The organism is Streptosporangium sp. NPDC004379 (genome assembly GCF_042873875.1).
Lineage (GTDB): Bacteria > Actinomycetota > Actinomycetes > Streptosporangiales > Streptosporangiaceae > Streptosporangium.
In genome coordinates this window covers 82481-95888 of sequence record NZ_JBIAMC010000019.1, presented here as the reverse complement: position 1 = coordinate 95888, position 13408 = coordinate 82481, and the positions used below count along the sequence as shown (strand labels likewise).

The 13408-nt window shown below is 72.4% G+C and carries 11 protein-coding genes; 10 read left to right on the top strand and 1 reads right to left on the bottom strand.

Annotated elements, in window-relative coordinates:
* The first annotated feature begins 222 nt into the window (after positions 1-222).
* From ACFYSC_RS31395 to ACFYSC_RS31350, 10 genes are all read left to right on the top strand, one after another.
* Entirely contained in the window at positions 223-2403 is a 2181-nt protein-coding gene (locus tag ACFYSC_RS31395) for a hypothetical protein (RefSeq protein ID WP_389968840.1), read from the top strand.
* A 159-nt stretch (positions 2404-2562) separates the two neighbouring features.
* Positions 2563-3678 carry a GntR family transcriptional regulator gene (locus tag ACFYSC_RS31390; RefSeq protein ID WP_389968838.1) on the top strand — a complete coding sequence of 372 codons (1116 nt, stop codon included), beginning with the start codon at positions 2563-2565 and terminating at the stop codon, positions 3676-3678.
* 52 nt (positions 3679-3730) lie between these two features.
* On the top strand, positions 3731-5023 hold the full coding sequence (locus ACFYSC_RS31385; protein ID WP_389968836.1) for an extracellular solute-binding protein: 1293 nt from the start codon (positions 3731-3733) through the stop codon (positions 5021-5023).
* 2 nt (positions 5024-5025) lie between these two features.
* Entirely contained in the window at positions 5026-5952 is a 927-nt protein-coding gene (locus ACFYSC_RS31380; protein ID WP_389968834.1) for a carbohydrate ABC transporter permease, read from the top strand.
* Entirely contained in the window at positions 5945-6757 is an 813-nt protein-coding gene (locus tag ACFYSC_RS31375; protein ID WP_389968832.1) for a carbohydrate ABC transporter permease, read from the top strand. Before ACFYSC_RS31380 ends, ACFYSC_RS31375 begins: the two co-directional genes overlap by 8 nt.
* Positions 6758-6786: 29 nt before the next feature.
* A complete protein-coding gene (locus ACFYSC_RS31370) occupies positions 6787-7794 on the top strand; it encodes a Gfo/Idh/MocA family protein (RefSeq protein ID WP_389968830.1) in 1008 nt (335 codons plus the stop codon).
* A complete protein-coding gene (locus ACFYSC_RS31365; protein WP_389968828.1) occupies positions 7791-8561 on the top strand; it encodes a sugar phosphate isomerase/epimerase family protein in 771 nt (256 codons plus the stop codon). Before ACFYSC_RS31370 ends, ACFYSC_RS31365 begins: the two co-directional genes overlap by 4 nt.
* Positions 8558-10024 carry a beta-N-acetylhexosaminidase gene (locus tag ACFYSC_RS31360; RefSeq protein ID WP_389968826.1) on the top strand — a complete coding sequence of 489 codons (1467 nt, stop codon included), beginning with the start codon at positions 8558-8560 and terminating at the stop codon, positions 10022-10024. Before ACFYSC_RS31365 ends, ACFYSC_RS31360 begins: the two co-directional genes overlap by 4 nt.
* A gap of 1 nt (position 10025) precedes the next feature.
* On the top strand, positions 10026-11051 hold the full coding sequence (locus tag ACFYSC_RS31355) for an NAD-dependent epimerase/dehydratase family protein (protein ID WP_389968824.1): 1026 nt from the start codon (positions 10026-10028) through the stop codon (positions 11049-11051).
* Between the two features lies 1 nt (position 11052).
* Positions 11053-12060: a dihydrodipicolinate synthase family protein gene (locus tag ACFYSC_RS31350; protein WP_389968822.1), complete on the top strand. Its 1008-nt coding sequence runs from the start codon at positions 11053-11055 to the stop codon at positions 12058-12060.
* A gap of 94 nt (positions 12061-12154) precedes the next feature.
* Here the strand turns inward: ACFYSC_RS31350 and ACFYSC_RS31345 are convergent, their stop codons facing one another.
* Positions 12155-13300: a mandelate racemase/muconate lactonizing enzyme family protein gene (locus tag ACFYSC_RS31345; protein WP_389968820.1), complete on the bottom strand. Its 1146-nt coding sequence runs from the start codon at positions 13298-13300 to the stop codon at positions 12155-12157.
* Positions 13301-13408 lie beyond the last annotated feature (108 nt).

The following is a 13408-nucleotide window of genomic DNA, read 5'->3' as shown; positions in this document are numbered from 1 at the left end:
CCCGGTGTTAATTCATTCCTATTGGAGGTGGCTTCCATCAGAGCCAGCAAGCGGTCCGCCGGGTTCACCCGGTGGGGGAAACGCTTCCCCGATCCGGTCCCCGTGTTCGAAGCGGGCAGATCCCGTCCGTCTCCCACCCCGGCGGACGGAAACGGGAAACCGTTCCCCGTAAGGAGAGGAAGGGGCGGGCACGCGGGGCTGCCCAGGATCGCCGGCGCGCTCATGCTCGCCATGACGGCCGTGCCGATCGTCACGGCGGCCCCGGCCGCCGCCCGCGCGGCGGACCCGCCGTCGGTGGTGATCGACTCCTCCGAGGTCGCCCCCGGCGTCGTACGGCTCGCCGGGCGCTTCACCGGGGCGTACGACGTGTCCGTCGTGGTGAACGGCGAGCGGATCGAGCGCGCCCGGGTGAGCGACCCGGACGCCGACGACAGCGGGACATGGTCGTACGACCTGGACACCGGCGCGATGGACGGTGAGATCGAGGTCTACGCCAAGGCGACGGCTGCGGAGACGCGGTACGGCACGTGGTCGGAGCCGCTCACCCTGCGGGTGGACGACCCGCGGGCCAGGGCGCCCGAGGTGTCGATCGCAGAGCCCGCCGACGGGGCGCGGCTCACCCGGCCCACGCCGGTGCGGGTCGACGTCGCCGGGGCGGACGTGCGTTCGGTGCGGGTCCGGGTCAACGGCGGCCCCTGGCGGCGTGCCGCCGGCGCCGGGGGACGGTACGTCGCGCTGGTCAAGCCGGCGGAGTACGGCGACGTCATGGCGAGCCTGGAGGCGGAGGCGGTCGACGCGCGCGGCCACGTCTCCAGGTCGGCCAGCAGGTACGTGGCGTTCGGCGCGACGAAGAAGGAACGCCCGGTGCCGCACCGCCAGGACCGGGCGATGTGGATCTGGGAGAAGGCGTCCTACAACCTCGTGCTCAACCCCGGGTCGCGCCGCCTGCTGGAGACCGTTCTCCCGCCCGGCTCGACGATGTACCTGGGCGTGGACACGTACGCGGGACGCGACATGATCGAGGACGCGCGTCCCGGACTGCGCGATCTCGTGGCCTGGGCGCACCGCCGGAAGATGAAGGTGCACGCCACGGTGGCGGGCGGGACGCGCCCGCCCTACCTCGGCGCGCTCTCCCGATACCGCGACCGCGCCGTCGGGGAGATGGAACGGGTCCTCGACTACAACCTCTCCTCGAAGCCGGCCGAGCGGTTCGACGGGATCAACGTCGACATCGAGCCGTACAGCCTGCCCTGGTTCAACAGCGCCAAGCCCGACGTGCAGATCCAGTGGCTGGACACCCTCCGCGCGATGATCGCGCGCCGGGACGCCTCCGGGCAGCCCCTGCTGTTCGGCCCCGCCGTACCCCGCTGGCTGGACACCTCCGCCTGCTGCACGGACATCCCGTACGGCGGGACCGTCCGCGCCATGTCCGAGCACGTCCAGGACATCAGCGACTACATCGCGATCATGGACTACCGCGACCAGGCGGACGGCGGCGTCGGCATCATCGCGCAGGCCGCCGGTGAGATCGCCTACGCCGGGCGGATCGGCAAGCCGCTGTCCGTGGTGGTGGGGGTGGAGACGCTGGACATCGCGACCAGCGGCGACCCGTCCAGCATCACCTTCCGCGAGGAGGGCAGGGACGCGCTGGAGGCGGAACTGGCGAAGGTCTACCGGGCGTTCTCCGGCGACCCCGCCTTCGCCGGGGTGGCGCTGCACCACTACGACTCCTACCGGGAACTGCCCACGATCTGGGGCCCCTCGGCGCGATGGCCCGCGCCGCCCGCCGACTCCGGGCCGCCCACGGGCGTCGGGTCGCCGCCGAAGGCCGTCGCCTTCGACCACGCCACGGTCGACCTGACCTACGGGCGGGCGCGCGACGACACCGAGGTCGACTTCTACGAGGTGCACCGGTCGGCGGAGCCGGGTTTCACACCCGGCCCCGGGACGCTCGCCGGCAGGGCGCGCGGCCTCACCCACACCGACACCGGACTGCTGCCCGGCACCGCCTACCACTACCGGATCGTGCCCGTGGACGTGGCCGGACACCGCGGTCCCGCGTCCGACCCGGTCACCGTGACGACCGGCGCCACCGACCTGCGTCCCATGGTCGTGGAGTCGATGACCGTCACCCTGGAGGGCGGTGCGGCGCGGATGAGACTGCGGGTCGTGGACGAGGAGACCGGGCGGCCGGTGGCCGCCACGGTGCGCGGGCGGTTCACCTTCTCCGCCGGGCGCTACGTGACGGTGACCGCGGACGCCGACGGCTGGGCCACCGCGACGTCGGAGGCGCTGAAGCAGCCGACCGGCGAGGTCGGCTTCGCCGGTCACCGGCTGACCGCCGCCGGCCACTACTGGGCCGGCGCCTACGACCGGGGCAGGGACGTCACCGCCCGCTGGTGACGCCCGCCCCGCCGAAGGGCCGTCTCCCGTCGGAGGCGGCCCTTTCGTCATCCCTAAAGGAATGAATTCATCCCTTTTAGAGGTAAAAAAGGGGATGAATTAGCATTGACATTGCCCCTGTTTGACGAGAAGAATCCCGTTATGGAGCCACCTGATGGAATGAATTCCCTCCCCAGGGGAAGACGATTCCGCACCCTCGCGGCGCGCCTGCGGCAGGAGATCGTGCAGGGCCGCTGGCCCGTCGGCGGCAGACTGCCGACCGAGGCCGAGCTGGCGCAGACCTACGCGGTCGGGGTGAACACCGTGCGCCGCGCGGTCGACCTCCTGGTCGAGGAGGGGCTCGTCCGCCGCCGCCAGGGATCGGGCACATTCGTGGCGACCTCCGTCACCGCCGGGGCCAGGCCACGTCTCATCGGCGTGCTCGTCCCGTCGAACACCTACTACTTCCCCCAGGTCGTCCAGGGCATCGAGCGGGCGGCCAACGCCGCCGGAGTACGACTCGTGCTCGCGTGCTCCGACTACGACCCCGACGTCGAGCCGGCGCAGATCCAGCAGCTCATCGACGTCGGAGTCGCCGGTCTGCTGCTGGTGCCCAACCTGCACCTCGTGGCCGACCCCGACGCGCACCTGGCCCGTCTGCGCGAACTGCCGGTGCCGTACGTGCTGGTGGAGCGGCGGCCGTCCGACCCCCGCCCGGCCGACCCGACCTCGTACGTCTGCACCGACGTGCACGGCGGCGGCTACGCCGCGGTCCAGCACCTCAGCCGGCTCGGCCGGAGCCGGATCGGCTACCTCGGCCGGCTCGGCACCGCCAGCTCGGAGCAGGTCTTCGCGGGATACCGCCAGGCCGTCGCCGACCTGGGGCTTCCGGAGATCCCGGAGGCCGTGGCCAGGCAGCCCGTCTGGACGGGGACCGACATGCTCGCGTACGCCAACTCGCTGGTCACGGAGAAGGTCCGCGCGGTGGTGTGCCTCGGCGACCGCGAGGCGACCACGCTCCTGCCCTACCTGCGCCGGGTCGGCCTCACCGTTCCCGACGACATCGCCGTGGTCGCCTACGACGACGAGGTCGCCGATCTGTCCGAGGTGCCGCTCACCGCGGTGTCGCCTCCCAAGGCCGAGGTGGGCCGCATGGCGACCGAACTGCTGCTCCGCCGGATCGAACTCGGTCCCGTCGCCCCGGTCTGCCGGGTCGTCCTGCAACCCCGCCTGGCCGTACGGGCCTCCTGCGGAGCCGCCTCCGGGAGCCTCGTCGAGGTCCGCGTCCCGATGTGACGCGGCCGTCACCCTCACCCCCTTCCCCCCTTTGTTCCTGTTGGAGGTCCCAATGAGAGTGCGCACGCTCGCCGCCGCCGCGGCGGCCGTCCTCACCATGGCCGGCACGGCGTCATGCGGCGGCTCGGCAGACGACTCCGGAGCGGTCACCCTGAAGCTCGGCTTCTACGCCGCCGCCGGAGACAAGGCCGACACGACCATGCGGGAACTCGTCAAGGAGTTCACGGCCGCCAACCCGTCGATCAAGGTGCAGCTCGAGGTCGCCCCCTACGTCAAGTTCTTCGAGCGGCTCCGGACCCAGATCGCCGGCGGCCAGGCGCCGCAGGTGTGGCTGTCCGACGGCGTGCTCGTGCAGGAGTTCGCCGCGCGGGGCGCCCTCGCCGACCTGACCGACCGGGTCAAGACCGTCAACGCCGCCGACTACTCCGGCATCGAGCTGAACCAGGACGCTCAGGGCCGGATCCACGGTTTCCCCCAGGGCGCCCAGACCCCGGTGCTCTTCTACAACAAGAAACTGTTCGCCGAGGCCGAGGTCGCCGAGCCGACGGCCGAGTGGACCTACGACGACCTCGCCGCGGCGGCCAAGAAGCTCACCAAGGACACCAACGGCGACGGCAAACCCGACACCTACGGCTTCCGCGCGTACTCGCCGGGCTTCACCGAGAGCTGGTGGCCCGTCATCAAGGCGTTCGGCGGTGATATCGTCACCGACGGCAACCGCAAGGTGGTCGTCGACAGCCCGCAGTCCACGGCCGCGCTCGACTGGATGCTCGGCGCGATGGGCAAGGACGGCTTCGCCCCCGACTACGTGACCACCGAGGCCATGGGCAAGGGCGTCGTCCACACGTTGTTCGCCACCGGCCGGGTCGCCATGTCGTACGGGATCTACGCCCGCACCCTGCCCGCGGTGAGCGCGGGCGTCGACTTCGGGGTGGCGCCGCTGCCGAAGGGCCCGGCCGGCCGCGGCAACGTCGCGATCGTCAACTCCTGGGTGGTCAGCAAGGCGGCCTCGCAGGCGCAGGCCGACGCGGCGTGGAAGTGGATCACCTTCTTCTCCGGTGAGGGCCCGCAGCGCAAGTGGGCCGAGCTCGGCGAGGCGATCCCGATCAACAAGAAGGTCGCCACCACGGCCCTGCCCGCCGACCGCGGCAAGGTGTTCCTCGAATCGCTCGACGCGGCCACCGACCTCGGCACCAACGCCGTGTGGTCGGAGTACACCGAGGCCCTCGCCAAGCGGATGAACGAGGCGCTGTCGGGCACCACGCCCGTCGCCACCGCGCTCCAGACGGGGCAGAAGGAGTCCCAGGAGGTCATCGACCGCTTCTACGCGGGGCAGACCCAGTGACGGTGCTCACCAGAGGGACCGGGAAGGTGGCCGCCGAACAGCGGCCACCCGCCCGGCGACGGCACGCCGGCGAGCGGATCTGGGCGTTCGCCTTCGCCTCGCCCTACATCCTCCACCTGGTCGCGCTGGCCGCCTGGCCGCTGCTGGCCTCGCTGTTCTTCAGCATGACCGACTACGACCTGATGGCCCCGCCACGGTTCGCCGGGTTCGACAACTTCACCCGGCTCTTCGGCGACCCGGTCTTCTGGCGGACGCTCGGCAACACCGCGTACTTCGCCGTGCTGTTCGTGCCGACCCAGACGGCCCTGGCCCTGGCCCTGGCGATCGCGCTCAACCAGCGGCTGCGCGGCATGGCCCTGTTCCGCGCGGCCTACTTCGTCCCGGTCGTCTCCTCGTGGGTCGTCGTCGCGTACGTCGCCGACGCGGTCTTCAACCCGCAGACGGGCATCGCCAACCAGGTGCTCGGCCTGTTCGGGCTGCCCGCCGAGAACTGGCTGCAGGACCCCGCGCTGGTGATCCCCACGCTCGCGGCGGTCGCGGTGTGGAAGGGCGTCGGCTACATGACGGTGCTCTTCCTCGCGGGCCTGCAGGCCATCCCCGAGGACCGCTACGAGGCCGCGAAGATCGACGGTGCGTCGGCCTGGAACCGGTTCCGGTACATCACCCTGCCGGGCATCTCCGGCACCACGTTCCTGGTGCTGGTGCTCACCTCCATCGAGACCCTGCAGTCCTTCGAGCAGGTCTTCGTGATGACCGACGGCGGCCCGCACGGCGCGAGCGAGCTGACCGTGCTCTACCTCTACCGGCAGGGCTTCCAGTTCTTCCAGATGGGCTACGCCTCGGCCATCGCGTGGGTGCTGTTCGTGCTGGTGCTCGCGCTCACCATGGTGCAGTTCCGGCTCCAGCGCAGATGGGTTCACTATGCGTAAGACCGTTTCCTACGCGCTGGTGCTCGCGGGCGCCGCGGTCATGCTGCTGCCGTTCGTGGCGGCCCTCGGAAACTCGCTCAAGAGCTTCGCGCAGTACATCCAGGTCCCGCCGACGTGGATCCCCGACCCGTTCCAGTGGGACAACTACGCGGAGGTGTGGCGGCGTACCCCGTTCGGGCTCTACCTCGTCAACAGCCTCGTGATCGCGGTCCTCGCCGTCGCCGGCAACGTCCTCACCAGCGCCATGGTCGGGCACGCCCTGGCCAGGATGCGCCTGCCTGGCAAGCAGACGCTGCTCACCCTGGCCCTCGGGACCATGATGCTGCCGACCGTCATCACGATCGTCCCGAACTTCCTGCTGTTCCGCTCGCTGGGCTGGCTGGACACCCTGCTGCCGCTCATCGTGCCGTACTGGCTGGCCACGCCCATCGGGATCTTCCTGATGCGGCAGACGTTCCTCGGCATCCCCAAGGACTTCGAGGAGGCGGCGGGCCTCGACGGGGCCAACCCCTGGCAGGTGTTCTGGCGGGTCCACCTCCCGCTGGCCAAACCCGCCCTGGCCACGCTCGCGGTCTTCACCTTCACCACGTCGTGGAAGGCCGTGCTGGAACCCACCATCTACCTCACCTCGCCCGAGAACTACACGCTGCCGGTCGGCGTGCTGAGCCTCAAGGGGGAGTTCGTCGGGAACGACCAGCTCGTCACGGCCGCGGCGATGATGAGCCTGCTGCCGATGCTGGTCGTGTTCGTCCTGGCCCAGCGTTACTTCGTCCGCGGAACCATGTCCGCGGGACTCAAGGGCTGAAAACCCTCATCCGTTCGAGGAAGGAAATCGTGACCACAACATCCGGGCTGCGCCTGGGCGTCATCGGCGCGGGCACCATCGCGGAGTTCCACGTGGCCGCCGCCCGCCGGACCGCCGGGCAGGTGAAGATCGCCGCGGTGTGCGACGTGCGGGCCGAGGCGGCGGAGAAGCTGGCCGTGGAGGCCGGCTCCCGCGTCTTCACCGACCACCGGGCGATGATCGACGCGGGCGGCCTCGACGCCGTCGTGATCACCGTCCCGCACGCCCTGCACGCTCCGATCACCCTGGACGCCGCCGCGGCCGGGCTGCACGTGCTCGTGGAGAAGCCCATCGCCACCACGCGCGGGGACGCGGTCCGCATGATCGAGGCATGCCGTACGGCCGGCGTCGTGTGCGCGGTCGGACACGTCCTGCGCTTCGTTCCGACGCTGCGCACCGCCGCGGCCTTCCTCGCCTCGGGCGAGCTCGGTCACGTCGTGGTGGCCTCGGAACGGCGCACCGCCGACTACGCCGACCCGTCACGGCCCCGCTGGTTCCTCGACGCCGACATGGCCGGCGGCGGGATCGTGCTCAACGTCGGCACCCACAGCATCGACAAGCTCCAGATGCTCGTCGGTTCGCCGATCGTCGAGGTCACCGGCCACATCGCCGGGTCCGCCGGCGGATCGGTGGAAACGGAGGCGGTGGCCCTGGCCAGGCACGCCGACGGCGCCCGTTCGACGATCTCCGTCACCGGCACCGGCCTGCCGTTCACCGACGAGGCCGAGATCGTGTGCGGCGAGGGCGCGGTACGGATCAGCCGCGGCGAGGGCGTCTGGTCCTTCCGCGGCGGCGTCGCCACCCAGGTCGCCGCACCCGAACCCGGCGAGATGGCCAGGGCGTTCGCCGCGCAGCTCACCGACTTCGCGCGGGCCTGCGCCGCGGGGACCGCACCCGAGGTCACCCCGGAGTACGCGCTCTCCGTCCTGGACGTCGCCCTCGCCGTCTACGAATCCGCCCGTCACGGTTCCACCGTCACAGTGAAGGGACAGATGTGAACCCGCTCGCGTTCAGCACGCTCGGCATGCCGGGCGCCTCCGCCGACGAGGTGATCGCCACCGCCTCCCGGTACGGCTGCGCCGCCGTGGAACTGCGCTGCGCCGACGGTGAGATCGTCTCGCCGGAGACGTCCCCCGGCGACCTGCGCGCGGTCGCCCGCGCGTTCGCCGCCGCCGGGGTCGGGATCGTCGCCGTCTGCTCCTACACGCGCGTGGCCCGGCCCGACGGCGACCCGGTGGCCGAGGTCCTGCGCCACGTCGAGATCGCCGAGGCGCTCGGCTCGCCGTACGTGCGGGTCTTCGGCGGGGTCGAAGGGCAGGACGGTCCGGCGGCCGCCGCGACCCGCAGACTCGCGGAGGTGGCCGACCGACTGCCGGACAACGGCGTCGACGTGCTGCTGGAGACCCACGACGTCTTCCTCACCGGCGAGGCGATCGCCGGGGTCCTCGCCGGGGTCGGCTCGCCACGGATCGGGGCGCTGTGGGACGTGGTCAACCCGTGGCGCGCGGGGGAGACCGCCGCCGCCACCGCGGACACGCTGGCGCCGTACCTCAGGCACGTGCAGATCAAGGACGCGGCGACGCCCACCGAACTGGCGCCGGTGCTGCCCGGCCGGGGCGCGGTGGGGGTGCCCGGCGTGCTCGCCGAACTCGGCCGCATCGGCTACTCCGGCTACCTCGCGCTCGAATGGGAACGCGCCTGGTACCCCGACGCGCCGCCCATCGGAGAGGCGCTCACCGCCTTCCGTGAGGTGCTCGGGCGATGACCTCCCCGGTGAGCCCGCCCGCGACCCCGCAGGTGATCCCGCGGGTCGGCTCGTGGCATCCGGCGGAGGGGCGGTTCCCACTCGGCCGGGGCACACGGGTGCGCGGCCCGCACGCCGGGACGGCGCGGGACCTGCTCGGGCTGGACGCGGACGGCGACGGCCCCGGTGAGATCGTCCTCCGCCTCGTGACCGACCCCTCCCTCGGGGAGGAGGGCTACGTCCTCGCCGTCACCCCGGAGGAGGCCGTGATCGCCGCGGCGGGCGCCGCCGGGCTGCGCTGGGGCGCCCAGACGCTGCGCCAGCTGCACGGCCCCGGCGGCGTGCCCTGCGGCACCGTCCGCGACGTGCCCAGGTACGCGTGGCGCGGCGTCATGATCGACGTGGCCCGCTGGTGGCGCCCGATCTCCTTCCTGCGCGCGTACGTCGACCTGCTGGCGCTGCACAAGTTCAACGTCCTGCACCTGCACCTCACCGACGACCAGGGCTGGCGGTTCGAGGTGCACGGGCACCCGCGGCTCACGGGGATCGGCGCCCACCGCGCCGAGTCCCCGGCCGGGCACGCGCGGGAGGGCAGGTCCGACGGCACCCCGCACGGCGGCTTCTACACCCAGCGGGAGCTGCGCGACCTGGTCGACCACGCGGCGGCGCGCGGTGTGACCGTGCTCCCCGAGATCGAGTTCCCCGGACACTCCCAGGCCGCGATCGCCGCCTGCCCCTGGCTCGGCCACCCGTCCGCGAGGCCCGTCGAGGTGCGGACCTCGTGGGGCATCTCCTCGCACGTGCTCAACGTGGGCGACCGCGCCGCCGGGTTCGCCCGCGACGTGCTCGACGAGCTGAGCGACGTCTTCCCGTCCCGGTTCGTCCACATCGGCGGAGACGAGGTCCGCGGCGACGAGTGGGCCACCAGCCCCGAGGCCGCGCGGAGGGTTGCGGACGCCGGGCTCGCCGGCCCCGCGGCCCTGCACGGCTGGTGGGGCCGGCTCCTCGCCGATCACCTGCGCGGGCTCGGCCGCCGCGCGGTGGCCTGGGACGACATGCTCGACCACGACCCGCCCGAGGACATGGTGATCATGGCCTGGCGGGGCGCGGACCGGATCGAGGCGGCGTCGCGGGCGGGACACGAGGTGGTCGCCGCGCCCCACACGCACACCTATCTCGACTACGCCGAGTCGGACGCCCCCGGTGAGCCGGTCAGCATAGCCGGGCCGCTTCCGCTGGAGACCGTCTACGGATTCGACGCCGGCGAGGCCGTCCTCGGCACGCAGGCGCAGCTGTGGGGCGAGTACCTCCCCACGAGGGAACGCTTCGACTACAACGCCTTCCCCCGCCTCTGCGCCGTCGCCGAAGCCGCCTGGTCCTCCGGCCGGGACATCGGCGACTTCACCCGGCGGCTGACCGCCCACCTGCCGCTCCTCGACCGGCTGAGCGTGCGCTACCGGCGGCCGCACGACGAAGGAGCATGACATGTTCACATCCGAGCGGGAGCTTGAGGACCGGCTGGCCACCCCCTCGGCCGCGCTGGTCGCCGACGCCGCCGAACTGGACGGCGACCTCGTCGTGCTGGGCGCCGGAGGCAAGATGGGGCCGAGCCTGGTCCGGCTGGCCCGGCGCGCGCTGGACGCCGCGGGGCGGGACTCCGCCCGCGTGTACGCCGTGTCGCGCTGGTCGGACGACGAGGCGGCGCGGGCCCTGGCGGACGAGGGCGCCGACGTGGTCCGCCACGACCTGATGGGCGGCGACGACCTCGCCGCGCTGCCCGACGCGGCGAGCGTCGTCTTCATGGTCGGGGCCAAGTTCGGCACGTCGGCCGCGCCGTACCAGGCGTGGGCGGTCAACGCGGCGCTGCCCGCCGCCGTCGCCCGGCGCTACCGCGACTCGGCGATCACGGCGTTCTCCACCGGCAACGTGTACCCGCTGGTGGACGTGGCCTCCGGCGGCAGCGCTGAGGACGACCGGCCGGGACCGGTCGGCGAGTACGCGATGAGCTGCCTCGGCCGGGAGCGCATCTTCGAGCACGCCGCCGCCGTGTACGGCACCCGGGTCGCGATCCTGCGCCTCAACTACGCGGTGGACCTGCGTTACGGCGTGATCGCCGACATCGCGGCCACGGTGGCCGCGGGCGAGCCGGTCGACGTCACCACCGGGCACGTCAACGTCGTGTGGCAGGGGTACGCCAACGAGGTCGCGTTGCGCTCGCTGCGGCACGCGCGCGCCCCGGAGGCGTTCACGCTCAACCTGACCGGCCCGGAGACCGCCTCGGTGCGGCGCACGGCGACCCGCCTCGCCGCCGCGCTCGGCGTCGAGGCGGCCTTCGGCGGCGACGAGAGCGGCACCGCCCTGCTGAGCGACGCCTCCCGCTGCCACGGCCTGTTCGGCTATCCGGACGTGCCGCTGGACACGCTGATCGCGTGGCAGGCCGACTGGCTGGCGCGCGGGCTGCCCCTGTCCGGGAGACCGACGAAGTTCGCAGTCCGCGACGGGAGGTTCTGAGGTGTCGATCGACCTGCTCAGGGCGGGAACGGTCATCCCCGCCCATCCGCTGGCGCTGACCGGGGGGCGCACCCTCGACGAGCGCCGCCAGCGCGCGCTCACCCGCTACTACCTCGCCTCGGGAGCGGGCGGCGTGGCCGTGGCGGTGCACACGACGCAGTTCGAGATCCGCCAGGCGGGGCTGCTCCGGCCGGTGCTGGAGATCTCCGCCGACGTGGTGGCGAAGGAGGCGGAACGGCCCTTCGTCATGGTCGCCGGCGCGTGCGGCGACACCGCCCAGGCCGTCGCCGAGGCGGAGCTCGCGGCCTCCCTGGGCTACCACGCCGTACTGCTCTCGCCCAAGGTGCCCGGCGCCGGCGAGCCGGAGCTGCTGGAGCGTGCCAGGGCCGTGGGCGAGGTGCTGCCCGTCATCGGCTTCTACCTCCAGGAGGCGGTGGGCGGGCGCAGGCTCAGCCCGTCCTTCTGGAGCTCGCTGAGCGAGCAGGAGTCCCTGGCGGCGATCAAGATGGCGCCCTTCGACCGTTACCGTACGGTCGACGTGGTCCGGGCCGTGACGGCGTCGGGGCGCGGCGACGACATCGCGCTCTACACCGGCAACGACGACAACATCCTGGCCGATCTGCTCACCCCCGTCGCGGGGCGCCGAGTCGTCGGCGGGCTGCTCGGCCAGTGGGCGGTGTGGACCCGCGCGGCGGTGCTCATGTTCGAGGAGGTACGGCGGGCCTGGGCCGGCGACGACGAGGTCCTCCGCTCCCTGCTGGGCCGCGCCGGCGACCTCACCGACGCCAACGGAGCCGTCTTCGACGTGGCGGGAGGCTTCCGCGGCTGCATCGCCGGGGTCCATGAGGTGCTGCGCGGGCAGGGGCTCCTGGCCGGCACCTGGTGCCTCGACCCGTTGGAGGGGCTGTCCCCGGGGCAGGCCGGGGAGATCGCCCGGGTGCGCGCCGCCTACCCCTGGCTGTCGGACGACGACTTCGTCGCCGCCCGCCTGGACGACTGGCTGCGCTGAACACGTGTGAACGGCGGCCCGGGGCCGGGGGAGTGCGTCCTCCGGCCCCGGGCCGTGGTCGTGGTGCGGTGCGTGTGACGCGGTGCGCCGCCGGTCAGGCGCTCCAGTGCGCCGTGGAGAGGGCGCGGACCGCGTCCTCGTCCACCTCGACGCCGAGGCCCGGCCCGGTGGGCACCAGGGCCGTGCCGTCGACGACCTCCACCGTGCTCCCCCCGACGTACGCCGAGCGGACGAACTGCCGCCCGTTGAGATCGACCGGGGTGTCCACGCCGAACGCGGCGAACAGGTGCAGTGAGGCGGCGAACCCGAGATCGGTGTCGGTCAGTCCCGAGCCCATGACGCGCAGCCCCGCGTCCTCGGCGAGCTGGCACAGCCTGCGGGAGAGCGTGAGGCCGCCCGACCGCTGGACTTTCGCGATGGCGATGTCGATCGCGTCGAGCTTCACGAACGTGGCCAGGTCGGAGGGGTGGCGCAGGCTCTCGTCCAGCGCCACCGGCAGGGGGCTGTGGTCGCGCAGTCTGCGCAGCCCGGTGAGGTCGTTGGCGGGCAGCGGCTGCTCGAACGCCGACACGTCCAGGTCGGCGAGCCTGCGCGCCATGCGCAGCGCGCCGTCCACGGTGTACGCCTGGTTCGCGTCCACCCAGATGGGCGCGTCCGGGGCCGCCTCCCTGACCGCCGCCACGACGGAGACGTCCGTCGCCTCGTCGTGCAGGCCCACCTTGACCTTGTAGGCGTGGTAGCCCTGCGCCCGCCCCTCCTCGACCGCCTGCCGCACCTCGCCGGGGGTCTGGCCGGCCACGATCCAGCCGAGCGTGATCCGGTCGAGGCGGCGCTGGCCCCACAGCACGCCGACGGGGACCCCGAGGGCCCGGCCGAGCAGGTCGTGCAGCGCGATGTCGAGCGCGGACTTGGCGATGGGGGAGCCGATCGTCAGGCCGCGGTTGATCACCTTCTCGTAGGCCGCGCAGGCACCGTCCAGGTCCCACGCGGGTCGTCCGACCAGGGCGGGAGCGAGATAGCGGGCGATCGTCGTCGAGATCGACTCCACGGTCTCGTAGGTCCAGGCGGGCGTCGGCGTCGCCTCCCCCCAGCCGGTCCGCCCGCCGGCCGTCACCTTGACGAGAACCCGCTCGGCGGGCTTTCCCGCCGTGGTGACGCTTCCTCCGGAAATGCTGAACGACCGGATGGACGGCAATTCCACGACGAATACGTCGACCCGCTCTACGACCAGCGACTCCATGCTTCTCCAATGGGGAGGAATTCATACTGTTCAATGCATTCGGGCGCTCCGAACCTAGCACGACATAAATAGCAGACGAATTAAAGGAATGAATTCATGGCGGCCGCC

What these genes read in the sequence shown, in the direction of transcription:
- ACFYSC_RS31395 (WP_389968840.1), top strand. Translation starts at nt 223, where the DNA reads ATGCTCGCCATGACGGCCGTGCCGATCGTCACGGCGGCCCCGGCCGCC.
- ACFYSC_RS31390 (WP_389968838.1), top strand. Translation starts at nt 2,563, where the DNA reads ATGAATTCCCTCCCCAGGGGAAGACGATTCCGCACCCTCGCGGCGCGC.
- ACFYSC_RS31385 (WP_389968836.1), top strand. Translation starts at nt 3,731, where the DNA reads ATGAGAGTGCGCACGCTCGCCGCCGCCGCGGCGGCCGTCCTCACCATG.
- ACFYSC_RS31375 (WP_389968832.1), top strand. Translation starts at nt 5,945, where the DNA reads ATGCGTAAGACCGTTTCCTACGCGCTGGTGCTCGCGGGCGCCGCGGTC.
- ACFYSC_RS31360 (WP_389968826.1), top strand. Translation starts at nt 8,558, where the DNA reads ATGACCTCCCCGGTGAGCCCGCCCGCGACCCCGCAGGTGATCCCGCGG.
- ACFYSC_RS31355 (WP_389968824.1), top strand. Translation starts at nt 10,026, where the DNA reads ATGTTCACATCCGAGCGGGAGCTTGAGGACCGGCTGGCCACCCCCTCG.
- ACFYSC_RS31345 (WP_389968820.1), bottom strand. Translation starts at nt 13,300, where the DNA reads ATGGAGTCGCTGGTCGTAGAGCGGGTCGACGTATTCGTCGTGGAATTG.